This is a genomic window from Paenibacillus sp. CH40 (assembly GCF_024213605.1).
In the GTDB taxonomy this organism is placed as follows: domain Bacteria; phylum Bacillota; class Bacilli; order Paenibacillales; family Paenibacillaceae; genus Paenibacillus; species Paenibacillus polymyxa_B.
Genome location: NZ_JANAVQ010000006.1, coordinates 77,845 through 102,011, shown reverse-complemented (window position 1 = coordinate 102,011; position 24,167 = coordinate 77,845). Strand labels below are relative to the sequence as shown.

Below are 24,167 nucleotides of genomic sequence, written 5' to 3'. Positions count from 1 at the left end.
TTTCGTTCAAGAAACGTCCTGCTTTTCAATAATACTACACCGCTGTGGTTTGCGTATCTCTGCTTTTCCATTTTACAGCCAGACCCAAACTAAGAATGAGAATGGCTGCCCCAAAAATGTATGGCAAATTGATATGCACCTCAAACAATGTACCCGCAAGCGCAGGTCCTAGAATATTACCAATACTCATATAAGCATTGTTCATGCCGGCTGCAACACCCTGCTCATCCCCCGCCATTTTGGATAAAGCAGTATTAATGGCTGGCCGCAGCAACGACGTAGCGGTAAAGAAGATGAGCGATACCCCGAGTACATAATAAAAGTTGCCGGAGAGCAGCATAAGCACAAGGGAAATCGCTGAAAACAGAAAGGAACCGATAATGACACCTTTTTCGCCAAAACGATTCAACATCGGGCTAATGACCACAGCTTGAATCACGGTTCCGACCAGTGCTCCTACCGTAATAATGATAGCAATATCACGCTCATTGTAATGAAACTTGCCCGTCACGAAGAAAGGAAACATCGTTTCAAAATGCGTCAGTCCAAAGGTTAACGTGAATATCATAATCAGCAGCATAAAGTAAGGCTTGCGAAAAGAAAGGGCAAACTGTTTAATCACATTGTCCCGTTTGACCTTGACATTCCGAAACTTCAACTGTTTCTCCAGCGACAAGGTTTCGGGCAGCATAATCAAGGAAATCAGTGCAGCTACGCCCGATACAGCCGCCGAAACATATAAGGGCGTACGAATCGAGATATCTGCCAGCAAGCCGCCCACACCAGGACCGATCACAAAGCCAAGAGACATGGCGGCACCCAACAACCCCATCCCTCTACCGCGATTGTGGACCGTTGTAATGTCAGCAATATAGGCCATCATCGGAGGAATCATAAAAGCTGCCCCTGCACCTCCCAGCAAACGGGAGATATACAGCATGGGCAACGATTCCCCAATCGCAAACAATACAGAAGACGCCGTCATAATTACCAAACCGATAATAATCATTTTTTTACGTCCGTATTTATCGGACCATTCTCCCGCTAGCGGCGAAAACAGGAATTGGGTTAAGCCAAACACGGCAACCAAATAACCACCCGTTTCACCACTGCCTCCCAAGGAGCTCATAAATTTGGGAAGGATCGGAATAATGAGGCCAATTCCCAGCATGGCAATAAACATATTAATCATCAAAATGACCAGCGGTCCCATTTTCAACTGTTGTGAATCTGACATGTAGCGTTTTGTCCTCCTCAGGTTCTTTATTTCGTATACGAAAATCTTATTTTGCAACCATTCCAGCAAAACTCTCCATTATATTAATAGAGTGTGAGACAAATAACAATCATAAAATACTTCCGATAACCCTGAATCTTTCCTTTGGCAGAACTGCAAAAAGGAACAACCTGAATAGACGAAGTTGTCCCTCTCATAACGAACGACCAGGGTGAATTTTGGAACGGTCTGGCGGTCCTACGATTCCTGTTGTGGATCTTCGAATAGCTCCTGTATCATCTTTTCCTTGTTATTCAGAAATTGTTTCGTGATGATAAAATGATCGGTTTCCTCCAGCGTCGGGGTGTCGATCCCTTCATGTGTCAGATGATACAAGATGGAATCTGGATAAGCCATCAAAATAGGGGAATGAGTAGAAATGATAAACTGCGAGCCCTGCTGCACCAGCTCGTGAATCCGTGCAAGCATGGCCATCTGGCGCAAAGGTGATAACGCAGCCTCCGGTTCATCCAAAATATATAATCCTTGTCCTCCAAACCGATGCACAAAGGCAGCAAAAAAAGACTCGCCATGCGACTGCTCATGCAGCGATTTGCCCCCGTAGGAGTTTCGAATCGGTGGGCCTCCACCTTCGCGATCCAGCTCGTCGATATGAGTCGCCACATTATAGTAGCTCTCCGCTCGGAAAAAGAAACCATCCCTCGGTTTTTCTATCCCTCTCACCAGCCGGATATGCTCATGTAGCGAGGAATGCGTGGCTTGGGTAGAAAAATTGAAATTTTTAGTACCGCCCTCTGGATTAAATCCCCACGCGACCGCGATTGCCTCCATAAGCGTCGATTTACCTACGCCATTTTCTCCAATAATATAGGTGACGGAAGGATGGAATTTCAGTTCGTTCCACTGGTGCAGGGCTTTTAAGTTAAACGGATATTGGCTCTCGTCAGCATCTGGAGGCCATATCAGCTCCAGGCGACGTATGAAAAGATTGCGGTCCCATATACTCATGTCCAGTTCAGCTCCATTGCCAAGCAATTCACTAGGTTTTCCATCATTATATTGGAATTATTTACAGCAATCAATCGGAAATCCCATTTCGTAACCCTTCTGTTGTTATTCAAGCGATTATTGTAGGTATAATGTATAGTAATGTTCATTGGGCATGAATTCTAAGTACTTTATTTCGTGTATATCTCATTCTTTTCAAGCAGGTGAATCTATGAAGTCAAATCACAAACCGACCCAATCCTTTAAAATCATACAGTTCTTGATGACCATCTACAGGCAGCGATTGACACGTATTCTGCTACCGTTGGCTGTACTGGCTTTTATTATATGGGAGGCCGGACGAGAACTAAATGACTTTAATCTGGCGCGTATGTTTCATGAGCTGCGGCGAATGGATGCCACGTTTCTCATCGAAATTGGCTTGTTCTCACTGGCTGCCGTGGCGGCTATGAGCGCCTACGATTACGTAATCAGGCATCATTTCAAGCTTCAGGTCAAGCCTGGGACGACATTTCGCTACGCGTGGATCTCCAATACCTTCAATAATGTCTTTGGTTTTGCAGGCTTTACAGGAGCGGGACTTCGCACCGTACTGTATAAAAAAAGCGGTGTGCCGTTAGGTGTCATCACCTCTGCCGTCGTGTTTCTTTCGCCGGTCGTCATTACCGGACTATCTTTGCTGGCTTGGGGGGCCATTGTCCATCTGTATCCGGTACAACCTGTGCTGGATGCTCATCCTTGGCTTCATTGGGCGCTGTGGGGAATGGCATTGTACCTGCCGCTATTTCTGATCATGCAGCGCTCCAAACGGTACTCCACATGGTTCAACAAGGGAGAAGGACAGCTTTCCTGGTCCACTATCTCCGCTTCCATTAGTGCTTCTCTGCTGGAATGGCTGCTGGCTGGCCTTACCTTTGCATGGATCGGCTCGCACTTGCTCCATGAACTTCCGATCCATGCTGTGTTCGGCATTTATGTGATAGCCGCGATTGCCGGATTGATCAGTCTTGCACCCGGAGGGGTCGGGGCATTCGACATCATTGCCCTGCTCGGGCTGCAAATGGCGGGAGCCAACTCAGATCGGGCACTGGCTGTGCTGCTCGTCTTTCGTATCTTTTATTACATCATCCCGTGGCTCATCGGCTTGGTATTAGCCGCGCTGGAAATGATTCCGCGTAACGAGCGCCTGAATCAGCTTGCTGAGACGGGTTGGGATTACTCCCTTAATGCCTGGCAGAAGGTATGGGGCTGGCCTGGTCAATTCCGGTTTTTGGCCGATCTAGGGGTATGGGCGCTTGGTAAGCTGGTACTCATCTCCGGCGTGGTGCTTCTTTTATCGGCAGCTACGCCCGGTCTGTTATATCGACTACGTTTTGCTGAGCATTTGCTCAGCCTGCCCGTCATGCGCTTGTCGCATGAAATCTCGGTCATCATCGGGATTATGCTTGTTGTCCTGTCCCACGGAATCTCTCTGCGTATTCGCAGAGCATTACGACTGACATTGATACTGCTGCTGGCCGGCGCCATTTTCACCTTTATTAAAGGTCTAGATTTTGAAGAAGCCTTATTCCTACTGTTTGTGGCGTTAATGCTATGGATCTCGCGTTCGCGGTTTTATCGGGTCAGTGCACCGCTGAATCGGCACAACATTTTAATATGGGGTGGATTATCTCTACTCGTAACCGGGGCTTATTTTATCATTGGGGCAGGCTCCAACACTCCTTTTATGCGCCATTTGCATGCCAAGGTCCATCTGGACTTTTTTATGAACCGCAGCGATTACGGAGTTACCGCCGTGTTTAGTCTAATTTTGGCATGGGTATTCCTAACGGTGTATTTCTTTCTTCGACCTCAGCGTAGCATCGCCAATTTACCCGACGAGCAAGAGCTGGATAAGCTAAAAGAATTTTTGGAACGGCAGGGTGGTAATCTCGTATCTCATATGCTTTTTTTGGGCGATAAATATCTGTATTGGACTAAAAATGAACAGGTGGTCATTCCCTATGCTCGCAGTCGGGACAAACTGATTGTATTAGGTGACCCACTCGGTCCAAAAGAACGTGTAAGTGAAGCCATTCAGGAATTCCAGCGGTTCGCAGATCGGTATGCGTTAACGGCAGTATTTTATCAGGCCTCGCCGGAGTATTTGTCCATCTATCACGAGAACGGCTATCGCTTTTTCAAACTGGGCGAGGAAGCACTGGTGCCGCTGGAATCATTTACACTGACGGGCAAAAGCAATCAGGCGCTACGCAGCGCCAAAAACCGCTTTGACCGCGAGGGCTACTCGTTCGAAATCATCCAACCGCCTCTCGAGGCGTCACTAATTGAGGAGATGCGGCATGTTTCGAATATTTGGCTAGACGGGCGCAAGGAGAAGGGATATTCACTCGGCTGGTTCAAAGAATCTTATCTTCAGTTGGCTCCGATTGCATTGCTAAAGGACTCTGAAGGGAAGGTCATCGCTTTCGCTACGATGGCCCCTGCCTATGATCATGGACGGACGGTCTCCATTGACCTGATGCGCCACTTGCCTGACACGCCAAATGGCACGATGGATTATTTATTCACACGGGTCATTGAGTGGGCCAAGGAGAGTGGATATACGACATTTAATCTGGGAATGGCACCGCTGTCCCAGGTAGGACAAAGCGAAAAGGCATTGCGCGAGGAAAAGCTGGCTCGACTTGTTTTCCAATACGGGGGACATTTTTACGGTTTTCAGGGGCTTCGGCGCTTTAAGGATAAGTTCAAGCCCCAATGGGAGCCGCGCTATCTGGCCTATCCGGCTTCTGTCTTTCTACCGATCCTGACGCTGGAGCTGGTATATCTCGTGTCCAAACGCTCGGACTAAACAAAGGGCCAACAACAGGAATTTTAATAGCCTAACACAACGTAAAAAAGGGTGTTCCCAACCACGAACGGTTGCAGGAACACCCTTTTATATTCACAAATGTTCTTAGAAGCTGCCTTTTACAACAACTTCAGAAAGTGGAAAACGTCCTGATGGACGTGCTGGCACTTGTGCCTTACCTACGCTAATAAGCAGGGTTGGCAGGTAACGTGCTGGAATATTGAATTGTTCGATCAATTGTGCTGGAATGAAACCGCCCATTGCGCAAGTGTCGTAGCCCAAAGATTTAGCAGCCAGCATAATATTTTGTGCTGCAAGAGCAGAGTTCAGGATGGCTGCATCGCGAGCTACTTGCGGATTTTGGTATGCGCCGTTGATTTGACCTACCAATGCGTCACGGATTTCCGCTGGCAGTGCGCCTGCTTCTACCGCTTGATCATAAATGACGGTGTTGCGGTTCGCTTCCAAATCACCCAATACGGCAATCGTAACGGAACTTTCCGCTACTTGACCCTGATTGTAGGCGATAGGTAGCAATTTTTGTTTGTCCGCTTCGCTTTCGATGACAAGGAATTTCCAGTGTTGAAGGTTCCAAGCGGAAGGAGCTTCTATCGCCGCAGTCAAAATAGCCTCCAAATCTTCCTCTGGCAATTTAAAATCCTTAACATAGCTCTTTACCGCGTGTCTTTCACTAATAGTAGATAGAGTTTCATTTTTTGGACTGCTCGACATTCTAGGCACACTCCTAATTTCTTAATATATATCTAACTTGAATCCTCATTAACTTCCCAAACTACTGCAATTATAAAAATGATAGTGAATGATGTCAATATGTTTAAGTATGACCCTGCACTCAAAATACAGTACAATACGGATTAAGACATACATATCGGCAGATGCCTGCCGATGGGACAAGACACGGGTGAGTTCATTTTGTTCTCATTTGAATTAAAAAAGGAGCGTTACTATGATTGGATCTTTTAAAAAAACGGATATTGCTTTGTTTGCCGCCTGGGTTGTAGCTTGTGTGGCAACTTTGGGCAGTCTGTATCTCAGCGAGATTTTGGGGTATGAGCCTTGTAAGTTGTGCTGGTTTCAGCGCATTCTGATGTATCCCCTGACCCTTCTGCTCGGGATCGCCTATTTTCGAGGGGATTCGGGGATACGCCGTTATGTCATGCCGTTGGCTATCATTGGAGGCGCGATTTCAGCCTATCATTTTATCATTCAGCGCATCCATGCAGCCGCCAAAGCAGCTGCGCAAACTTCAGCTTCCTGCGGCAGAGTATCCTGTGAACAGGATTACCTGAACTGGTTCGATTTTATTACCATTCCTTTTCTCGCACTGATCGCCTTTATCCTTATTATTGCAGCCATGGGTTATATCATGCGTCAGGAGAAAAAATCAGCTCAAGGAGAGGTACAAGCAAAGGAACTCGCATAAGTATGAAATAGACCTAATTATAGGACCCGTTACCACCAAGAGGCGTATAATCCGCTTGCCAGAGGAAAGACTGTAACTAAATATATCCATTGCATATGTGGTATAATGTAAAAGGTTTGCAGTCTGTCCAATAACGCTTATATTCCTTATAGAGGGGGCCAGTCCATGTTTCATATTAGCACCCCATTGCTGCAATATGGTGCAACCTTCGGTATGATCGTAATCGCTATTTCGGCTATTTTCATCCGTATGAAGACAGGTCATCGCCCGATTAATGCCAAAAAAATCATCATTCCTCCACTCGGCATGAGCACCGGTTTTATGATGTTTGTGGTGCCGGAAGTACGGGTTCCCTGGCTTTGGGGGCTGGGCGCTTTTCTGGTCGGCTGGTTTATTTTTTCTTACCCGTTGATCCGCAGCACCAAATTTGAATCGCAAGAAGGACTGGTTTTCGTCCAACGCTCACGTACCTTCTTTTTTATCCTGATCAGCCTACTGATCGTCCGATTGCTGCTGCATGAATTTATTCAGCATTACATTACCATTCCGCAGACAGCAGGGCTATTCTTCATCCTGGCCTTCGGGACCTTGTTACACTGGCGGCTTCGTATGTATTTTCAATATCGTCAGTTCGTTCCGAACGAGACGGAAGTTCGCATCTGACAAACGGGTTTTTAACATGCATGCTCGCATGTTGCTGTATAGACCAAAAAGACACGTTCTCCCAACAGGAGCCGTGTCTTTTTGGTCTTTTAGTCTATTCTACATTATGCATTCCGGGAAAAAGGAGCTACTCGATTGCGTCCCTCTGTCTTCGCAGTGTACAGCATCCGATCTGCCTGCTCGATCAGCTCTTCATGCTCACTCTGGCGTTCGGGGAGCCAGATGAATATGCCCAGACTGACTGTCATTCAACCCGTTAGTCTGTATGCTCCCGATGGGTGCCTGCTTTTATTGCTGGGTCAAAATGATCGGACCATCTGCTGTAATGGCCAGCGTGTGCTCGTATTGCGCAGACAAGCCGCCGTCCAACGTGCGTGCGGTCCAACCATCCGCATCAATTTTACTGCGGTATGTGCCTGTGTTGAGCATTGGCTCAATTGTAATGACCATACCCTCTTTTAAGCGTGGTCCACGGTGCGGAGGTCCATAATGAGGAACTTGCGGTTGCTCATGCATTTCTTCCCCGATGCCATGCCCAATGAATTCGCGTACGACCGAGAAGCCTTCCGCTTCCGCGTAGGTTTGTATCGCATGGGAAATATCTCCGATCCGGTTACCGATAACGGCTTGCTCAATCCCTTTATACAGCGATTCCTTGGTAACATCCAGCAGCTTTTGCGCCTGCTCAGACACATTACCCACCGCATACGACCAAGCGGAATCTGCCAGCCAGCCATTCAGGTTCACAACCATGTCGATCGTCACGATGTCCCCGTCCTTCAACGGTGTCTTATTCGGAAAGCCGTGGCAAATCACATCGTTAGGTGAGCCACAAGTTGCAAACTGGTAGCCGTTATAGCCCTTTTGCTCCGGTGTTGCGCCATGCTTCTTCATAAAGGATTCCGCAAAGGCGTCAATTTCCAGTGTCGTAATGCCTGGCTTGATCATTTTGGCAATTTCTCGGTGGCAAGCAGCCAAAATGTCTCCAGCTTTTTTCATATTTTCAATTTGTTCTTTGGTTTTAATGATAATCATTAAACGGTCTCCTTCTTTTCCGTGTTCGTTCCACTTTTCACTGCTTCTTTTTTCTGCTTCTATTGTAACGCTAAAAGCAGCGAAATGGAACCGATGTCAACTGACACCGTTTACAAGGATCTTAAACGGGGTATATAATATTCCATAACTTGTATACCAGTATGCAAAATTATTTCCAAGATAGGAGTATCCTATGAAATATCCAACAACCTGGTTACAGGGCGCATCGCTTGGGGAAAGGATTGCTTGTGAACTTCGGCTTCAGATTATACGGGGTATTCAGACGCCAGGCACTGTTCTATCTGAGAATCAGATTGCTGCCGATTTTGGTACCAGTCGTTCTCCGGTGCGTGAAGCCTTGAAGGCACTCTCGAGCGAAGGACTGATCCGTTTAGAGCGCATGGGTGCGATTGTCGTTGGCATGACACCCAGTGATATGGAGGAGCTATTCGATGTGCGAATGCTGATTGAGCATTTTGTTGTACAAAGGTATGTACATAGTGATAATGCCACATTGGTGACTGTTTTGAATCAGATGATTGACAAAATGGAAGTCGCTCTCAAGTACAGGGATGTCGTTGAATTTTCTCTTCAGGATTTTAATTTTCATGAGGCTCTGGTTCTGGAAGCAGGCCATACCCGTATTCTTCATACCTGGAACGGTATGAGACAGCTAATCCTGACGGTCATGTTAGCTGCGACAGAACAACGATTTGCGTCTAACATCGAAGAATCACAAGTCACGATTCACAAACATCGAACCTTTGCAAACGCTTTAAGTCAAGGGAATGCTCAGGAGTTATCGGGATTTATTGAGGATCATTACCGAGATACCCGCAACGCGGTTAACGACAGCGTCCTGTCTCCCTACAGAAAGACGTCGTCCTAGCCGCAACATGCGTGACAAAGAACCGATGTACCGCGCTTCATGCGTTTCTTGCTGGCGCGGTTCTCTTTTACATTAAAGTTGTCGACAAGTATACATTTAGCTACATTATATGAATAAGGAGGCATTACTTCATGAACACATTACTCGGCTTGAGTCATAACGCGTCCCTGCTCATATGGGCGCTAGTTACCGTCATTCTTTTGATTTTGCTGATTGCCAAATTCAAATGGAATCCCTTCGTTTCACTGCTGCTTTCGTCGGTATTTCTCGGACTGGTTAACGGGATGCCGGGACATGAAGTTACTGCCTCCATCACCAAGGGGCTCGGCAGTACGCTCGGCTCCATCGCCATCGTGATCGGTTTAGGCACCATGCTCGGTAAAATGATGGCAGAATCCGGCGGTGCCGAACGCATCGCGACCACACTGATGGATCGTTTTGGTGAAAAACGCGTTCATTGGGCGATGATGATTGTAGGCTTTATCGTGGGTATTCCCGTATTTTTTGAGGTTGGTATTATTTTATTAATTCCCATTCTGTTCACGGTTGCCCGCAAAATGAATATGTCTCTGCTGAAAATCGGTATTCCGATGCTGGCAGGACTATCGACGGTACACGGCCTTTTGCCACCCCACCCGGCTCCGATGATCGCGATTGAAGCCTTTAACGCCAATATTGGACGCACGATAGGATATGCACTCATCGTGGGCATCCCATCCGCCATTATTGCAGGCCCGGTCTTCGGTGCTTGGATTGGCAAAAGAATCATGGTCAGACCTTCCGAGAGGCTGGACGAGCAGTTCAGAAATACGACGGGACGGTCGCTGCCTCCTTTTTGGATTACTCTGTTCACCATTTTATTACCTGTTATTCTAATGCTTAGTGGATCAGTCGCTGAAATCGTAGACCCGGTCAATACACATCCGCTCACTGTATTTTTCAAATTCATTGGTGATGAGGTTATGGCATTGCTGATTGCAGCCGTGTTTTCTTTTTTCTCGCTAGGCTATGCACGTGGTCTAAAGAAAGAGGATTTGTCCCGTTTTACCAGTGAATGTCTGGCACCAACAGCCTCTATTATCTTAATTATCGGGAGCGGCGGTGCATTTAAAACGGTATTGATCGACAGCGGTGTAGGTCAGGCCATTGCAGCAGTCGCTACAGGAGCCCATATGAATGTGATTGTATTTGCTTTTCTGGTCGCTGCGCTCATTCGTGTAGCCACTGGATCAGCGACAGTCGCGATGACGACAGGCTCCGGTATTGTCGCACCTGTACTGGCACTTACACCCGGAGCGAATGTCGAACTGGTCGTCCTTGCTACAGGAGCAGGGTCGCTGATCTTGTCTCATGTGAATGACGCCGGTTTTTGGATGATTAAAGAGTTTTTCAATATGACGGTTCCGCAGACTCTAAAATCATGGACTGTTATGGAAACCATCCTCTCCCTGGTCGCTTTCGGTTTGATTATGCTGCTGAGTGTGTTAATTTAACGATAATGAGCTAATAACGGTAAGTGAAGGGGAGATTGAATATGACAGACACCCGATATATGATCGGCGTCGATATCGGTACGACCAGTACCAAAGCGGTGCTTTTCGAAGAAAACGGCAATATTGCCGCCCAGCACCATGTGGGCTATCCGCTCCATACACCTGAGCCGGATGCGGCAGAACAGGACCCGGAAGATATTTTCAAAGCTGTCATGACGACGGTGCAAGAGGTCATGAAAAAAAGCGGAGTGTCAGCCGAGCATGTGCTGTTCGTCTCCTTCAGTTCGGCCATGCACAGTGTACTGGCGGTGGATAAGAACGGCAAACCGCTGACCGCCTCCATCACTTGGGCAGATAACCGTAGCGCCAAATGGGCCGAAGCACTCAAACATGAATACAACGGACACGATATTTACTTACGCACCGGAACGCCCATCCATCCCATGTCACCGCTAACGAAACTAATGTGGATTACGCGGGATTTACCGGATGTTGCGACCCAAACGTATAAATTCATTTCCATTAAGGAGTACATCTTTGCCCGGTTGTTCCACCAATATGTCGTGGATCACTCGATTGCCTCCGCTACCGGACTCATGAATTTGCAGCAGCTGGATTGGGACGAGGAAGCGCTGCACCTTGCAGGTGTGACGAAGGAGCAGCTATCCGAGCTGGTGCCAACAACTCATGTGCTCAAAGGGCTGGATGAGACCTATGCGCATGACATGGGCCTACTGAAGACGACTCCTTTTGTGATCGGGGCCAGCGACGGTGTCTTGTCCAACCTCGGTGTGAATGCGATCAAACCTGGAGTTGTCGCTGTTACCATCGGCACCAGCGGAGCCATCCGTACCGTAGTTGATAAGCCGCTCACGGATGCCAAAGGGCGCTTTTTCTGTTACGCCTTGACGGAAAAGCTGTGGGTCATCGGCGGCCCGGTAAACAACGGAGGTATAGTCTTCCGCTGGATCCGGGATGAATTTGCAGCCTCCGAGGTGGAAACGGCCAAGCGACTGGGACTTGATCCATATCATGTGCTGACCCAAATTGCGGAACAGGTACGTCCTGGCTCCGACGGTCTGCTCTTTCTTCCATACTTATCCGGTGAACGTGCGCCCCTGTGGGACCCGAATGCTCGCGGCTCCTTCTTCGGTCTGTCCCTGCGTCACAAAAAAGAGCATATGATTCGCGCCGCTCTGGAGGGTGTGCTGTTCAATTTGTATACCGTCATGCTCGCCATGGAAGAAGTCATCGACAGACCGTCAGTCATTCACGCCACTGGTGGATTTGCACGCTCGGAGCTATGGAGACAGCTTATGGCGGATATTTTCGATCAGGAGGTCATTATCCCCGAAAGTCTGGAAAGCTCATGTCTGGGCGCAGCTATTCTGGGCTTGTACGCACTGGGACGGATTGACTCGCTGGATGCTGTCTCCGGTATGATCGGTACCACTCACCAGCACAAACCTGTAGCAGAACACGTGGATATTTATCGTGATTTACTGCCGATTTATATCCGCATTTCACGTAAATTCGAAGAAGAATTCAAGGATATTGCGGAATTTCAGGCCAAGTCCCTACAATCTTTAAATTAGTGGAACCTGTTCTAACGCTGCTGCGTATTACCGTTTTATAAAAACCTGTCTATGTCAGTTGGGCAGGGTAAGAAGGAGGATTAGACGATGCTCAAACAATTACTGCACCGCCTGCTTCATTCCACCTCTCATTCTCATAAGCGGCGATACAGCAGCTCAGACCGTTATTATGAACGTGAACGTAAACGCCATTCTTCTTCAGACGGTTACAAGAATAGTCACAATGGACACCACTATTACAAGGATAAACGCCGTCATTACTCCAGTTCTTAGCCAAACAACAAGAAGTAGCGACGGAATAGAGCGTAACACAAGAAGCATGCCACAGGCTCCTTCAAACCCTATAAAGCGAAGACCCTTCTTATCTCAAGGGCCTTCGCTTTATTGTTGTGCGCCCTTCGTTATGCAGGGCAACATCTGTGCATTTTACAGGAAATCGGCCAAGACCGAAATTACAGAAACAGGGTTTTAGAGATGATCACCAGCAAAATAAACAGAACCAGAATCGCTCCTACAGAGGTCCATGCTCCTACACCGCAACCCATACCGCCGCCTACTCCACACATATGACTCATTTACAACACTCCCTTCGCTCATTTACAGGATCATTGTATGTAGACATGGTCAAATGCGTAAGGGGGGCATTCCCCCATTTTTGCGGCGAATGCCTGTTTATTTTTAGGGACGTTATGGGTTAACCTCAAGCAGCAACAATGCTTCCTCCAGCTCTTGCATAAACTGTCGGCTATTCTCATAACGTGGCCGAATCTGAAAAAGACGCTCCAGCATATGACGCACAGGTGAACTCAGCTTCAATTCTTCCTGCCAGCTTGCTGGCGGTTGATCCGGCTGAGGCTCGTAACTGCTATACAGCATAAAAAGCATTAAATGTCCGACATCGTACAAATCGCTGTAGACGGCGACATCTTGTCGCTCGGGTGCGCGCTTTTCCAGCATGGATTCGGTAAATATATCCTCCTGTCGCTCTCCTACCGCCAGAGCAAGACCAAAGTCGATCAGGTAGGGCTTCCCCTCACGGTGAATCACATTAGGAATGCGGATATCCCGATGGATATAGCCCCGTTCATGCACATGCAGAACTCGCTCCATTAACTCCAAAATGTAGACAATGCATTCCTGTTCCGTAAAGGAACGCTCCTGTTCAAATATAAGCTCCTCCAACGTCATGCCGGAGATGTATTCCATAACCACAACTATTCCGTTCGAATGTTCGACAATTTCGAGCAGCTTCGGAATATAGGGGTGTTCCATCTGCCGCATAATATGAGCCTCGCGCTGCAATAGCTGAACTGCCTTCGCCCGTTTGCTCGGTCTGGGCATTTTCACTGCCACCTCTTGTCCGCTGTGCCGATCCAGACAGAGGTAGGTTAGACCATAGCTCCCCATGCCTAAAAGCGAACGAACATCATAACGTCCGCTCAGTAAATCGCCAGGCTGTTTCGGATAATCCATCCATGATTCATATGCGTTTCGCAACCAAGCAAACATATTTATATCCTTTCCTCTACATGCCGCAGCAACGTTTCTTATACGGCTTGTTCTCGTATTCTTGTATTCCGTTATTATACCATCCACGATAAAAGACCATCAGAACCGGGAAGGTCTGATGGTCTTTATCAGAAAAGATGCTGGTTATGCCTCTCTGCGTCTGCGCGGTGTCAGACCAAGCCAGGACAACAACGAACCGCGCGATTTGCGTTGCCTGCCCTGGTAGGTACGCAAATTAGTAATTAGCTGCCGATCTCGTTCCTCGTCAACCTTTTCTTTCATCCAGCGTTTTTGATCCTCCAGTTGGTTAGACAGGCTGATATTCTTTTCCACCAAACGGCTGTGCTCTGCTTCCAGCTCCTCCAAACGGCTCCGCATTTCCAACAATGCAGTTTGCACCATGTCCTGCATCTGCGCCAGTTCTTGCGGCTCTATAGACTCCTTTGTTTGCACGGATACAGGTGCTTGCTCCAATCTATACTCAATGGTTGGTTCCAAAGTCTGTAACTCTTCCTGCGCCTGTAGCTGCATGGGTTCCTCTGACAGTTCCTGAGCATTCATTTCATCCTGTAACTCTGTCAGTTCTACCGTAGCAGCTGCTTGCGCCTGTATGACCGTCTCATCCCTGCCCTCAGCCGCCGCCATTATTTCTTCCCAGGTTGCGGTTAGTGACTCAGCATCCGAGATGGGTGGCAAGCGGAATTCTTCATCCTCCATTTGAAAGGGAGCGGTCACTCTCTCAAGCACCACCTGAACCGCCTGCTCCATCGTCATATGCTGCTCACGCAACGCCCTCCGCATCACCTTCAAGCACTCAACATCCTCAGCACTGAACATCCTCGATTGATTCGCCGAACGCTGAAACACATACCCCTGCTCCTCCAGCGCCGCTGCATATTTACGAAGGGTACTCGCCCCGATTCCCAACTGTTTTGCTGCTTCCGTCGTCGATTTGCTTTCTTCCATTTAATCATTACCTCCCCGGATGGTATGGAAAGAAATAAGCTTGTATATGTAGAATTCGCGAAATCCATTGGAAACCCTTTGGCAAAAATGTTCTAATATTGCAGACTGCTAAGAACCTTTGTCATAACGGAATATTTGTAGATATACAAGAAACGACATTGCAGAGCACACTTCCGTTCTGTATGTCCTTGAAACTCTTTAAAGAACGTCACATAAATGTCATACTTTCATTATTTTCATGGCACTATTCCTTCCATCAATATAGTTCAGGTTATAATTTACACAGAAGTCACCTTAAAAATAAATTGAAATATGCTCTCCTATCTTCCAGTAAAAGTATTGATAATTCACGTTCATTCTATAATTAATCCTAAAAAACACCTCTATTCACAGTCATTTTTTAATTTCCCGGAATGGAGACAAAAAAATGGATATTTTCAAAAGATCAGCAATATGTTATGTTATGTAACGTAAAATGTATTTCAGGCATAATTTGTAGCATATTAACGTTCGCTGGAACGAGGAGGCAACATAGATGAAGGGGAAGGCAAGGAAAGTAGCTATTGTCGGCGCGGGAATGGTCGGTTCGAGCTGTGCCTACTCAATGGTTAATCAGTCCATTTGTGATGAGATCATGATGATTGACCGCACGTATGATCGGGCTTTGGCCCATGCACTGGATCTGTCCCATTGTATGGATTTTACGTCCACACGTACCAAGGTGCGTGCCGGCACGTATGCAGACTGCACGGATATGGACGTTGTGATTATAACGGCTGGAGCCAACCCTAAACCGGGTCAAGACCGCCTATCTGTGCTGGACGACGCAGTGCTTATTACCAGAGAGATTGTAACAGCGATTATGGAGGGTGGCTTCGATGGTATATTCGTCATTGCCGCTAATCCTGTCGACATTGTAACGTATATGGTACAAAGTATATCCGGTCTGCCGCGCAACAAGGTGATCGGCACGGGCACCTCCATTGACTCATCCCGACTCAAGACGTTGCTTTCTGAAGTATTTTCCATAGATCCGCGTAGCGTACAAGGATATGCGCTTGGCGAGCATGGCGAATCCCAATTCGTTGCCTGGTCACACGTCACGATTGGCGGCAAGCCGCTCTTGCACATTTTGCGTCAGCATAAGGAACGATTCAGCCACGTCGATTTGGACGACATTGCCCGTAAAACTCGGGATGCAGGCTGGGAGATCTTCACCCGCAAAGGGGCCACTTATTTTGGTATTGCCAATGCGCTGGCGTACATTACTCGTTCCATTTTAAATGATGATGGTAAAATTATAGCGGTCTCTGCTGTATTGGACGGCGAGTACGGGCACACCGATGTCTGCACGGGCGTTCCGGCGATTATCGGCAGCAGAGGAATCCAAGAGGTCATCGAGCTGGAGCTAAGTCCGGAAGAACAAGCGAAGTTCGACGCCTCTTGCCACCTTATCAGCAATAATATCCGTGCCATTTCAGGCTTAGTGTAAACCAATAGCACAGTAAAAAACTCCTTACCCTCATTGAGGATAAGGAGTTTTTGCAGTCCCCGTATTTCGCCCTATATCTCTTTATAACGAAATACTGTCAGTCCCGCCAACGTAAATACGACAAAGCTACCTATTATAACCGTCAACAGTGTGTCAGTTGGCACCATGAACGCCCCGAAGTTGTCTCTTCCACTCGGCATCATCGCCAATAAAGGCTGTGTCCATGGATAGTACGGACCGTAGGTTTGAGAATTGGCGACCAGAATATTCGGCACGGTGAAGACGAAATTCAACGCAAGCGGTGCGGCAAAGCTGGACCACAAGAAGGACACCATCAACTGCAACGCAGCCAGCGGCAGGCAGGCTACCCAGCCTGCGAGCAAACTTTGAGCGATCACGGCCCAAGGGATTGGTCCGTTCATGTCCTGCACAGCTCCGACACCCAGCAGCGCTCCTCCGAACAGTAGCTGGGTCAATCCGACCAAGGCCATAATGATGGTCAACTTGGCTGCATACAGACTGGTGCGGGACAATGGCAATGACATGAGTTGCTTCCAACCGCCGCCCCCATGCTCGAATCGGCAGACTAGAGATCCAAATACGGCGGTCAGCATCGGCATGAACAGCATGGCATGTAATGTAAGCATGGCAGTCAACAGCAACAGCCAGTTCCCTCCCGGATTCGCCAGCAAGCCAATCAAGACGGCAATCGCCGGGCTGACGAACGCAAGCAGCCAGACGGGCGATTTGGCCATTTTCATACGTTCAACAGAAAGCAGCCGTACATATCCTCCGAACATTACGCCACATCCTTTCGGCTAAAATGGGCCGCTGTCAGCAGACTGAGAAGCATGCCCGTTCCGCACCCGACGGACGCAAACATCCATGCTTGAGGTGCAACCCATGCGAATTGAGGCCAGGCCAACGGAAACCATTCGGACAGCTGTGAAGCAAACAAGCTGCCGATGCCTAACGTAATGCCCAGTGTTACAGGCAGCGCCTGATTATGGAACGTGACCGTTAACCACAACAATAATACGAGCATAGGCAGCGTCCCGCCCAAGGGCCAAAACCCGAGTCGTAGCAGTTCCCCTACGGGTGCAGGCTCTCCCCCAAAGCCAAGAATCATTCCCAACACCCAAGTCCCTACCGTCAGGAGTAGACAGGATACGCACAGCATCCCGATCGCTAGCGTCAGCTTGGCCATATAAACACTAAATTTGGAAATAGGCAAAGCCAGCAGCTGCTTCCAAGAGTTAGACGAATGTTCCACATTCGCCAGCATGGAAGCGACCATCGTAGCTCCTAATACCAGCGCAAGGGGGACAAAAATAGCGATGTTATCCATCAAGCCTTCCCATAAACGCCCCTTGTATCGCGGAATCAGATAGTCATAGCGGAGTCCAAAGTTCAGTCCCTGCATCGCTACCAGCCCTAGGGGACCGAGAAACACCAAGAACCAGATTCCCTTTCTGCGTGCTTTGAGCAGATCCGCCGTGAGCGCTCGCAGCATCATAAGGAAGCCCCTCCTTTGCCCACTACCTGCATGAACATATCTTCCAGCGATTTGCGGCGTTCCTCCACACGGTATACGGCATGCGTATTTTCGACCAATCTTCTGACCAGCAGCGCAACAGCCGCATCATTCATGTTCTCGAAATCCAGTGCCGATCCGTCCTTCACTGAATGGTAGCCCTGCTCACGCGCAATCAACTGGGCTGCTTCCGGTTCCGACACTACGATCCGAATCCCGCCTGCAGATTCCTGACGGAGATTGTGAATCGTGTTTTGAAAGACCAACTCTCCTTCACGGATAATACCCACGGTATTCGCCATATGCTCTACCTCGCTCAACAGATGGCTGGACACCAGTACGGTGATCCCCCGTTGCTTGGGCATCGCCTGAATCAATGTGCGCATTTCCTGAATACCCTCCGGGTCCAAACCATTCGTAGGCTCATCCAAAATGAGCACTTCGGGATTCCCAAGCAGGGCTGCTGCAATACCCAGTCTCTGCTTCATGCCCAGCGAGTAGCCTTTGACTGGGCGTTTGGCATGCTTGGTCAGTCGGACGACCTCTAACACTTCCGCAATGTTTTGCTTGGGTACATTCAAAATACGGCGAATGGCCTCCAGATTTTCAATTGCGTTCAAATGACCATAATACGAAGGATACTCCACCAACGAGCCGACTTTACGCAAAATATCGAGCTTATGTCTGCGAATATCTTTGCCGAATATACGGATCGTTCCTCGAGTTGGGCGAATAAGTCCAAGCAGCATGCGGATTGTTGTCGTTTTCCCCGCTCCATTTGGACCCAGAAATCCGTAAATATCTCCCCGAGCTATTTTCAGGTCCAGCTGATTAACCGCCGCGCGGCCTTTGTATATTTTGCTGAGACTGTTCGTTTCAATAATGTATTCGTTCAAGTTCCTCACCTCGACACCTATCGTAACGTGCCAAGTTTAAAGCCAAGGGAACTCTGAGTTTAAGTTTTGTTTAAAAAACGGATTCGGGTCCCGGCTGATGAACTGATAATCTCCCTCTCCAAATTCATTTCGCGAGCCAGCAGTTCTGTAATCGCCAAACCAATCCCGGCCCCTTTTTCACTGGACTGTTGCTCCATACCGGGCCCTTTATCTGTGATAATCAATGCCTCTGTCCCATTATCTTTCTGTACTTGAACACCGATATATCGGCCTGCGGCAGCATGGCGAACTACATTTTGAAAAAGATTATCCAGCAGACGGCGGAAGCCTTGCTCATCGACATTCCACACCATACTATGTTCGGGCAGGTCGATATCCACTTCAAAACCCTCCTTTTCCCACACCGGATACCAGCTGGCTACGCACTCCCGCACTAGCCGCAGGATATCACGCGGTGTGTTATTCATAGTGTATTTCCCACTAGCTAGCAGATTATAGGTGAGCAGATTGTCGATCAGACTCCCAAGGTCTTTTAGCTTGTTTTCCATCAGTGTAATCGACTGTTTCCCTCTGCTGCTCAGATTTTCACTATCTAGTGTATACAGATGGCTACGCACGACCGTAAGCGGCGTCCGAATATCGTGTGACAGATCCGCGACCAGTCTCTTCCGCAGCTCTTCCTCTTGACGCTCACGTCCCCGACTTTCTGCCAACTGCTCAACCATCTGATTAAATGCTTCTTCCAGCTTGCCGATTTCATCCGGGCGTCCAGTGGTAACAAGAATAGGCAAGCCATCCTCTCCTCGCTGCGACATGGCGGCCTGAAGCTGCAAGAGTCTACGCCGAATGCCTCCAAAAAACAGAAGAGATACGAATATAAAAGCGCCCAAAACCAATACGATAAAAAAGAGATAGTACATGAACATGCTGCTATCTGTAGGTGGCTGTTCAAAGAACGAACGGGGCACTTTTAACACCATATAGCCCTGATTTACATCATTCTTGCCCCCGCCAATAAAGGCTACTACCGTAAACGGCCCCTCATAGCTTGCTTGCTTCATAAAAGCTATAGCCTGCGCAGCGTTCCATTGTTTTGGCATGTTAGGTTGTGTCGGTAACTCCAACCTTGTTTTACCTGCGGTATCCACCCAAAATATTTGTGAGTTAGGGAACATATCTTGTTGTATTTTGCGCAGATGGGCTGAGATTTGCTCTGGTGTGGCTCCCTTCAAAGCTACAGCTTCGCGATGCCAGCTATTTTCGGTATGGGTAGTAGAGGGATAGTAAGCGTTTTTAGGCTTGAGCTCCGCCCCCCAATTCAATAACACGCTATATATCAAGGCTGTAGCAGGCAACACAATGGGCAATAGCATCATAGCAACCACAATAATGACCAGATAACGGAACAACAGTGAACTGCGAAACCGACCTCCCTGACCCGGCCTAGAGCTGGGGTGCAGCCTCCTCCAATTTTTGCGCGTCCTGCTCATTATGCTTTCACCCGATATCCTACACCACGGATCGTCTCAATGATGCGGGGTGCCGCAGGATCGATCTCCAGCTTTTCTCGAAGGTGTCGGATATGGACCATTAAAGTTTTGTCTCCGTCGATATATGGATCTCCCCACACCGCTTCATACATTTGCTCTTTCGTCATAATTTGGCCCAAATGCCGCAGCAAATAAGCAAAAATGTGATATTGCTTGCCTGTCAGTGTAATTTCCTCCCCGGTATCACGGTTCACAATACGGTTATCAGGAGAGAACACAGAGAGATGCCCCAGTTGTAAAGATTCTTCGGGCACGGTTCCCGATCGGCGCAGCAAAATCTCTATACGTGCTATGAGCTCGTCCGGGTGAAAGGGTTTGGTTACATAATCGTCGGCGAAATCCAGTCCTTGCAGCTTATCGTCAATGGATGTACGGGCAGACAACATGAGAATGGGAAGCTCCGGGTACTCTTTCTTGAGCCGCTTCCCCATGGTGAATCCATCCAGACCGGGTAACATCACATCCAAAATCACGAGTTGGCACGTACGGGCTGCTTCCACAGCCCCATCCCCGCTGCGAAGCCAGGTTACAGCGTAATTCCGCTCTTCCAAATACTGATGCGTCCAAGCACCAATATCCTGGTCATCTTCGATGTATAGCACATTTGTTTTCATAATAGACACCTACTTATCGTTTTTCTTTTATGTAATGGGCATTATAGCATTTATGGTACATAACCCACTTAAAAAGGTTAATAACTACCTTATACGACATACGCTTCACATTTTCAAATTTGATTGCTCGTAAAAAAGGAGGACTACCCGATGCTGCTGGAAGCGATATACCATCACCCGAAACGTAATTGGGCTTTTGGTTACAATGATGAAACGATATTTCTACGGCTACGTGCGAAGAAAAATGACCTAAATACCGTTCATGCTCTCACCGGAGATAAATACGATTGGGACCGTACTCGACAGCTTGTCCCGATGTCCAAATTCGCTACCGATAGCAGGTTTGATTACTATGAATGCAGCGTAAAACCTACTCACCGTCGGCTGAAATATGGATTTTTGCTAGAAGACGGTGAGGAACGTATTTGGATGAACGAGGACGACTTCACCACCCAGGAACCCCAAAATGCAGATAAACTGTTCCAATATCCGTTTTTGAACCCGATTGATATTCTGAAGCCACCTGCATGGGTGAAGGATGCTGTATTTTATCAGATTTTCCCGGAACGTTTTGCGAACGGTGACCCCTCTATCAGCCCAGAAGGTGCAGAGACATGGGGCGGAACACCACAAAGAGACAATTTTTTCGGTGGTGATCTTCAGGGGATTCTGGATCACCTGGATCACCTGAACGAGCTAGGGATTAACGCCATATATATGACTCCTGTGTTCAAGGCGACGACCAATCATAAATACGATACAGAGGATTATATGGAGGTGGACCCCCATTTTGGGGACAAAAAAACATTAAAAAAACTGGTCGATGCCTGCCACGACCGAGGAATTCGGGTGCTGCTTGATGCGGTGTTCAACCATTCAGGGCGTACGTTTAAACCGTTCGTTGACGTGCAAGAAAAAGGCGAAGCCTCGCCTTACAAGGACTGGTTCCATGTACATAGCTTTCCCCTGGAAGTGGTGGATGGCACACCGACGTATGATACATTCGGGCTGGAACCGATGATGCCCAAGCTGAACACCGAACATCCTGAGGTGAAAAAGTACCTGCTGGATGTAGCAAAGCATTGGATCGAAGAAATCGGTATCGATGGTTGGCGGTTGGATGTGGCAGACGAGGTGGATCACGCCTTTTGGCGGGAATTCCGCACTACGGTCAAGCAGGCCAATCCAGATGCGTACATTTTGGGTGAAATGTGGAATGAATCATCTGAGTGGCTTCAGGGGGATCAGTTCGATGCGACGATGAATTATCCGTTCACCTACGCGGTGAATGATTTTTTCGTCAAAAAAGTGACCGATGCTCAAAGCTTTGCCTTCGCCATCGGAAGACAGCTGGCCCGCTATCCACAGCAAGCATCCGAGGTTGCCTTCAATCTGCTGGATAGCCACGACACACCGCGCCTGCTGACACTGTGCGGGGATGACAAGCGGCTGATGCGACTGGCCGCCCTGTTCCAGTTTACGTACATGGGCGCACCCTGCATCTATTACGGCGATGAGATCGGCCTGGATGGAGATGCCGATCCAGGCTGCCGCAAATGTATGGAGTGGGACACCGACAAACAGGACCGCGAGTTGTTCGACTTTTACCGTGAGCTAATTGCGCTTCGTAAGGGGCACCCGGTCCTCCGTGATCAGGGAAGCATCACCTTTTTGGAGGCACAGCCAGAGGGCACCTCACTTGCCTACGAGCGCCGCAGCGAGGAAGAGGTGCTGCTCGTGCTGCTCAACCGTTCCGATGAGGATCACGTTTTTGAACTGGATATTCCTGAGCAGGAATGGCAATTAGCCTTTGGCGAAAGCCAGTGGTCCGTTAGAGAGAAGGGGCTGCTTACCAAGCTTCCACCCTACGGATACGCTGTATTGAAGGCAGCGCCTGCTCGGTCAGTAAAACCTGCTTAAGAGGACGATGTCAAGACGGGAAGCAAGGCATCCGCCTATATAGGCGGATGCTGATGAAGTTACCTGCCGAATAACGGCAAAAAAGCAAAACCACCAGGAACAAGATAGTTAACTTGTTCCCGGTGGTCTTTTTACGTTGAATATGAGCTTCTATTGTCTATTATTTGTTTTTAACATCTGTTCTTACTACCCCAACATCCGAAGCATTGATCGAAATGGGGTTACCGCCTTGTCCTGTCTGAGCTGAAGAAGGTGCTACCTGAGCCAGTACAGCAGTTTACGCGGGTAGCGTCTGTGTTTTCAATTGCACGTACAACTGGTGCGTCACCTGCTGCGGCTCAATACCCAACTCATCTTCCAGTATACGGACGAAGCTTTCATAATGCTTCTGCGCAGCGGTATAATCGCTCAGTTGGGCATAGGCGGTCAGCAGCAGACCACAGATATCGTCTGAGTACGGCTCCCGTTGCTGTAGGCTGAGCAAGCGCTGAACAGACTGCCGAGTACGACCTGAGCGAAGCTCTTCTCGCGCCAGCTCAGAAGCACATGCCAGATACATATTGCGCAGCTTCTCCCTTTTTGCATATGCCCACGGGTAATCGTGCTCCTCCAGATAGTTGCCACGGTATAGTGCCAACAGGCTCTCAATACGCGGCTTACCGCCGCTACCGGATGCAGCCCATTCGGATATTCCCCGCTCGAATAGCTCCACATCTGTAATCCAGCCATTGCGGTTCAAGCGGTAGCGATCCAGATTATATTCCAGCTTCGTATCTTGCATCCGTTCTTTCAACGCCTTGCGGATTTGGTAAATGGACGTGTGCAGGTGAACAACAGCCTTGTCCAAATGATATTCAGGCCACAGCGCATCCAGCAATTGTTCTTTGCTCACCCATTCCCCTTCATGGTGTAATAAGAAGGAAAATAGCTCCTGTGACTTTAATGTGCGCCATTTGAAGGGTTTCGCACCTACGGCTTCCTGTCCATCCTCCAAAATTTCAAGTTTTTGAAAACAACGTACCTTGGGGGATTGCTCTGCTGAAGCTCCCAAACTAGAAGAACGGGGATCAGCCAGCGTGGCTGCAATCCGATCTAACGTTTTGGATAGCCGCCGGGCATGAACGGGCTTTAACAAGTAATCCAGTGCTTGCAGCTCGAACGCTTCAATAGCATATTCCGAGTACGCGGTCACAAAGACGATATGAATATGGGAATCTAGCTGTTGAATCCACTCGGCGGCCTCCAGACCATTCATCTCTGGCATTCCGATATCTATAAAAACAATATCCGCACGTTCTGCCGCCAGATGATCCAGCCCCGCTTGTGCAGACGTATATTTGCCCATTACCGTTAACCGTCCGTCCGCCTCCAGTAACCGTTCCAAGTAGGTTAATGCCGACCTCTCATCATCAATCAAAATCGCCTTCATTTGTGTCCGTACTCCCTTCCTGCTGCAACCATTTATCAT

The 24,167-nt window shown here is 48.4% G+C and carries 23 protein-coding genes; 9 read left to right on the top strand and 14 right to left on the bottom strand.

The features are described 5' to 3' along the window. Positions 1-34 precede the first annotated feature (34 nt). Positions 35-1,237, bottom strand: a complete 1,203-nt coding sequence (locus tag NLX73_RS18100; RefSeq protein WP_254326897.1) for an MFS transporter — start codon at positions 1,235-1,237, stop codon at positions 35-37. 237 nt (positions 1,238-1,474) lie between these two features. Further along, positions 1,475-2,245 carry an AAA family ATPase gene (locus NLX73_RS18095; RefSeq protein WP_254326896.1) on the bottom strand — a complete coding sequence of 257 codons (771 nt, stop codon included), beginning with the start codon at positions 2,243-2,245 and terminating at the stop codon, positions 1,475-1,477. Positions 2,246-2,456: 211 nt separating this feature from the next. Here NLX73_RS18095 and mprF point away from each other — a divergent pair, with 211 nt between their 5' ends. Further along, on the top strand, positions 2,457-5,099 hold the full coding sequence (gene mprF / locus NLX73_RS18090) for a bifunctional lysylphosphatidylglycerol flippase/synthetase MprF (RefSeq protein WP_254326895.1): 2,643 nt from the start codon (positions 2,457-2,459) through the stop codon (positions 5,097-5,099). A gap of 105 nt (positions 5,100-5,204) precedes the next feature. Here the strand turns inward: mprF and NLX73_RS18085 are convergent, their stop codons facing one another. After that, the gene (locus NLX73_RS18085) at positions 5,205-5,831 is read right to left on the bottom strand and encodes a nitroreductase family protein (protein WP_069010781.1); all 627 of its coding nucleotides are present in this window, start codon (positions 5,829-5,831) and stop codon (positions 5,205-5,207) included. A gap of 235 nt (positions 5,832-6,066) precedes the next feature. Between NLX73_RS18085 and NLX73_RS18080 the strand changes: the two genes are divergently transcribed. Both NLX73_RS18080 and NLX73_RS18075 read left to right on the top strand, forming a co-directional pair. Then, on the top strand, positions 6,067-6,543 hold the full coding sequence (locus NLX73_RS18080; protein WP_254326894.1) for a disulfide oxidoreductase: 477 nt from the start codon (positions 6,067-6,069) through the stop codon (positions 6,541-6,543). Between the two features lie 165 nt (positions 6,544-6,708). Then, entirely contained in the window at positions 6,709-7,206 is a 498-nt protein-coding gene (locus NLX73_RS18075) for a CcdC family protein (RefSeq protein WP_254326893.1), read from the top strand. 104 nt (positions 7,207-7,310) lie between these two features. On the opposite strand, the gene NLX73_RS18070 is transcribed toward NLX73_RS18075, so the two are convergent. Both NLX73_RS18070 and map read right to left on the bottom strand, forming a co-directional pair. After that, a complete protein-coding gene (locus tag NLX73_RS18070) occupies positions 7,311-7,454 on the bottom strand; it encodes a diguanylate cyclase domain-containing protein (RefSeq protein ID WP_254326892.1) in 144 nt (47 codons plus the stop codon). A 40-nt stretch (positions 7,455-7,494) separates the two neighbouring features. Then, positions 7,495-8,241, bottom strand: coding sequence for a type I methionyl aminopeptidase (gene map / locus NLX73_RS18065; RefSeq protein WP_023986734.1), 747 nt, complete (start codon positions 8,239-8,241; stop codon positions 7,495-7,497). Positions 8,242-8,434: 193 nt separating this feature from the next. On the opposite strand from map, the gene NLX73_RS18060 reads away from it, so the two are divergent. From NLX73_RS18060 to NLX73_RS18045, 4 genes are all read left to right on the top strand, one after another. Next, positions 8,435-9,130 carry a GntR family transcriptional regulator gene (locus NLX73_RS18060; RefSeq protein WP_165178820.1) on the top strand — a complete coding sequence of 232 codons (696 nt, stop codon included), beginning with the start codon at positions 8,435-8,437 and terminating at the stop codon, positions 9,128-9,130. 131 nt (positions 9,131-9,261) lie between these two features. After that, positions 9,262-10,623, top strand: coding sequence for a GntP family permease (locus NLX73_RS18055; RefSeq protein WP_254326891.1), 1,362 nt, complete (start codon positions 9,262-9,264; stop codon positions 10,621-10,623). Positions 10,624-10,664: 41 nt separating this feature from the next. Further along, positions 10,665-12,218, top strand: a complete 1,554-nt coding sequence (gene gntK, locus NLX73_RS18050) for a gluconokinase (protein WP_254326890.1) — start codon at positions 10,665-10,667, stop codon at positions 12,216-12,218. 87 nt (positions 12,219-12,305) lie between these two features. Next, a complete protein-coding gene (locus NLX73_RS18045) occupies positions 12,306-12,491 on the top strand; it encodes a hypothetical protein (protein WP_250259646.1) in 186 nt (61 codons plus the stop codon). 179 nt (positions 12,492-12,670) lie between these two features. Here the strand turns inward: NLX73_RS18045 and NLX73_RS18040 are convergent, their stop codons facing one another. The 3 genes from NLX73_RS18040 to NLX73_RS18030 form a co-directional block, all read right to left on the bottom strand. Beyond that, positions 12,671-12,793 (bottom strand): YjcZ family sporulation protein, encoded by a 123-nt coding sequence (locus tag NLX73_RS18040; protein WP_231109480.1) that lies wholly within the window; start codon positions 12,791-12,793, stop codon positions 12,671-12,673. 112 nt (positions 12,794-12,905) lie between these two features. After that, positions 12,906-13,727: a serine/threonine protein kinase gene (locus tag NLX73_RS18035; protein WP_254326889.1), complete on the bottom strand. Its 822-nt coding sequence runs from the start codon at positions 13,725-13,727 to the stop codon at positions 12,906-12,908. 144 nt (positions 13,728-13,871) lie between these two features. Then, positions 13,872-14,693, bottom strand: coding sequence for a MerR family transcriptional regulator (locus NLX73_RS18030; protein WP_254326888.1), 822 nt, complete (start codon positions 14,691-14,693; stop codon positions 13,872-13,874). 535 nt (positions 14,694-15,228) lie between these two features. On the opposite strand from NLX73_RS18030, the gene NLX73_RS18025 reads away from it, so the two are divergent. Continuing rightward, entirely contained in the window at positions 15,229-16,185 is a 957-nt protein-coding gene (locus NLX73_RS18025; protein ID WP_023986728.1) for an L-lactate dehydrogenase, read from the top strand. Positions 16,186-16,256: 71 nt separating this feature from the next. On the opposite strand, the gene NLX73_RS18020 is transcribed toward NLX73_RS18025, so the two are convergent. The 5 genes from NLX73_RS18020 to NLX73_RS18000 are packed head-to-tail and all read right to left on the bottom strand — an operon-like array spanning position 16,257 to position 20,779. Beyond that, complete coding sequence (locus tag NLX73_RS18020) at positions 16,257-16,985, bottom strand: ABC transporter permease (RefSeq protein ID WP_254326887.1); 729 nt, start codon at positions 16,983-16,985, stop codon at positions 16,257-16,259. Beyond that, entirely contained in the window at positions 16,985-17,701 is a 717-nt protein-coding gene (locus NLX73_RS18015) for an ABC transporter permease (RefSeq protein ID WP_254326886.1), read from the bottom strand. Before NLX73_RS18015 ends, NLX73_RS18020 begins: the two co-directional genes overlap by 1 nt. Further along, positions 17,698-18,615 (bottom strand): ABC transporter ATP-binding protein, encoded by a 918-nt coding sequence (locus NLX73_RS18010; RefSeq protein WP_103046757.1) that lies wholly within the window; start codon positions 18,613-18,615, stop codon positions 17,698-17,700. The genes NLX73_RS18015 and NLX73_RS18010 overlap by 4 nt, the downstream gene beginning before the upstream one ends. A gap of 59 nt (positions 18,616-18,674) precedes the next feature. Next, positions 18,675-20,105 (bottom strand): HAMP domain-containing sensor histidine kinase, encoded by a 1,431-nt coding sequence (locus NLX73_RS18005; RefSeq protein WP_254326885.1) that lies wholly within the window; start codon positions 20,103-20,105, stop codon positions 18,675-18,677. Next, the gene (locus tag NLX73_RS18000; RefSeq protein ID WP_061831149.1) at positions 20,105-20,779 is read right to left on the bottom strand and encodes a response regulator transcription factor; all 675 of its coding nucleotides are present in this window, start codon (positions 20,777-20,779) and stop codon (positions 20,105-20,107) included. Before NLX73_RS18000 ends, NLX73_RS18005 begins: the two co-directional genes overlap by 1 nt. Positions 20,780-20,929: 150 nt before the next feature. Between NLX73_RS18000 and NLX73_RS17995 the strand changes: the two genes are divergently transcribed. Next, on the top strand, positions 20,930-22,699 hold the full coding sequence (locus NLX73_RS17995) for an alpha-glycosidase (protein WP_254326884.1): 1,770 nt from the start codon (positions 20,930-20,932) through the stop codon (positions 22,697-22,699). 277 nt (positions 22,700-22,976) lie between these two features. Here NLX73_RS17995 and NLX73_RS17990 read toward each other — a convergent pair whose 3' ends face one another. Then, complete coding sequence (locus NLX73_RS17990; protein WP_254326883.1) at positions 22,977-24,128, bottom strand: response regulator; 1,152 nt, start codon at positions 24,126-24,128, stop codon at positions 22,977-22,979. Between the last annotated feature and the right edge of the window lie 39 nt (positions 24,129-24,167).

Coding starts and splice junctions, on each gene's coding strand:
- NLX73_RS18085 (WP_069010781.1), bottom strand. CDS start 5,831: ATGTCGAGCAGTCCAAAAAATGAAACTCTATCTACTATTAGTGAAAGA.
- NLX73_RS17995 (WP_254326884.1), top strand. CDS start 20,930: ATGCTGCTGGAAGCGATATACCATCACCCGAAACGTAATTGGGCTTTT.
- NLX73_RS18080 (WP_254326894.1), top strand. CDS start 6,067: ATGATTGGATCTTTTAAAAAAACGGATATTGCTTTGTTTGCCGCCTGG.
- NLX73_RS18025 (WP_023986728.1), top strand. CDS start 15,229: ATGAAGGGGAAGGCAAGGAAAGTAGCTATTGTCGGCGCGGGAATGGTC.
- NLX73_RS18040 (WP_231109480.1), bottom strand. CDS start 12,793: ATGAGTCATATGTGTGGAGTAGGCGGCGGTATGGGTTGCGGTGTAGGA.
- NLX73_RS18045 (WP_250259646.1), top strand. CDS start 12,306: ATGCTCAAACAATTACTGCACCGCCTGCTTCATTCCACCTCTCATTCT.
- NLX73_RS18015 (WP_254326886.1), bottom strand. CDS start 17,701: ATGATGCTGCGAGCGCTCACGGCGGATCTGCTCAAAGCACGCAGAAAG.
- NLX73_RS18100 (WP_254326897.1), bottom strand. CDS start 1,237: ATGTCAGATTCACAACAGTTGAAAATGGGACCGCTGGTCATTTTGATG.
- NLX73_RS17990 (WP_254326883.1), bottom strand. CDS start 24,128: ATGAAGGCGATTTTGATTGATGATGAGAGGTCGGCATTAACCTACTTG.
- NLX73_RS18095 (WP_254326896.1), bottom strand. CDS start 2,245: ATGAGTATATGGGACCGCAATCTTTTCATACGTCGCCTGGAGCTGATA.
- NLX73_RS18055 (WP_254326891.1), top strand. CDS start 9,262: ATGAACACATTACTCGGCTTGAGTCATAACGCGTCCCTGCTCATATGG.
- NLX73_RS18020 (WP_254326887.1), bottom strand. CDS start 16,985: ATGTTCGGAGGATATGTACGGCTGCTTTCTGTTGAACGTATGAAAATG.
- NLX73_RS18000 (WP_061831149.1), bottom strand. CDS start 20,779: ATGAAAACAAATGTGCTATACATCGAAGATGACCAGGATATTGGTGCT.
- NLX73_RS18005 (WP_254326885.1), bottom strand. CDS start 20,105: ATGAGCAGGACGCGCAAAAATTGGAGGAGGCTGCACCCCAGCTCTAGG.
- NLX73_RS18060 (WP_165178820.1), top strand. CDS start 8,435: ATGAAATATCCAACAACCTGGTTACAGGGCGCATCGCTTGGGGAAAGG.
- NLX73_RS18035 (WP_254326889.1), bottom strand. CDS start 13,727: ATGTTTGCTTGGTTGCGAAACGCATATGAATCATGGATGGATTATCCG.
- mprF (WP_254326895.1), top strand. CDS start 2,457: ATGAAGTCAAATCACAAACCGACCCAATCCTTTAAAATCATACAGTTC.
- NLX73_RS18075 (WP_254326893.1), top strand. CDS start 6,709: ATGTTTCATATTAGCACCCCATTGCTGCAATATGGTGCAACCTTCGGT.
- NLX73_RS18070 (WP_254326892.1), bottom strand. CDS start 7,454: ATGACAGTCAGTCTGGGCATATTCATCTGGCTCCCCGAACGCCAGAGT.
- map (WP_023986734.1), bottom strand. CDS start 8,241: ATGATTATCATTAAAACCAAAGAACAAATTGAAAATATGAAAAAAGCT.
- NLX73_RS18030 (WP_254326888.1), bottom strand. CDS start 14,693: ATGGAAGAAAGCAAATCGACGACGGAAGCAGCAAAACAGTTGGGAATC.
- gntK (WP_254326890.1), top strand. CDS start 10,665: ATGACAGACACCCGATATATGATCGGCGTCGATATCGGTACGACCAGT.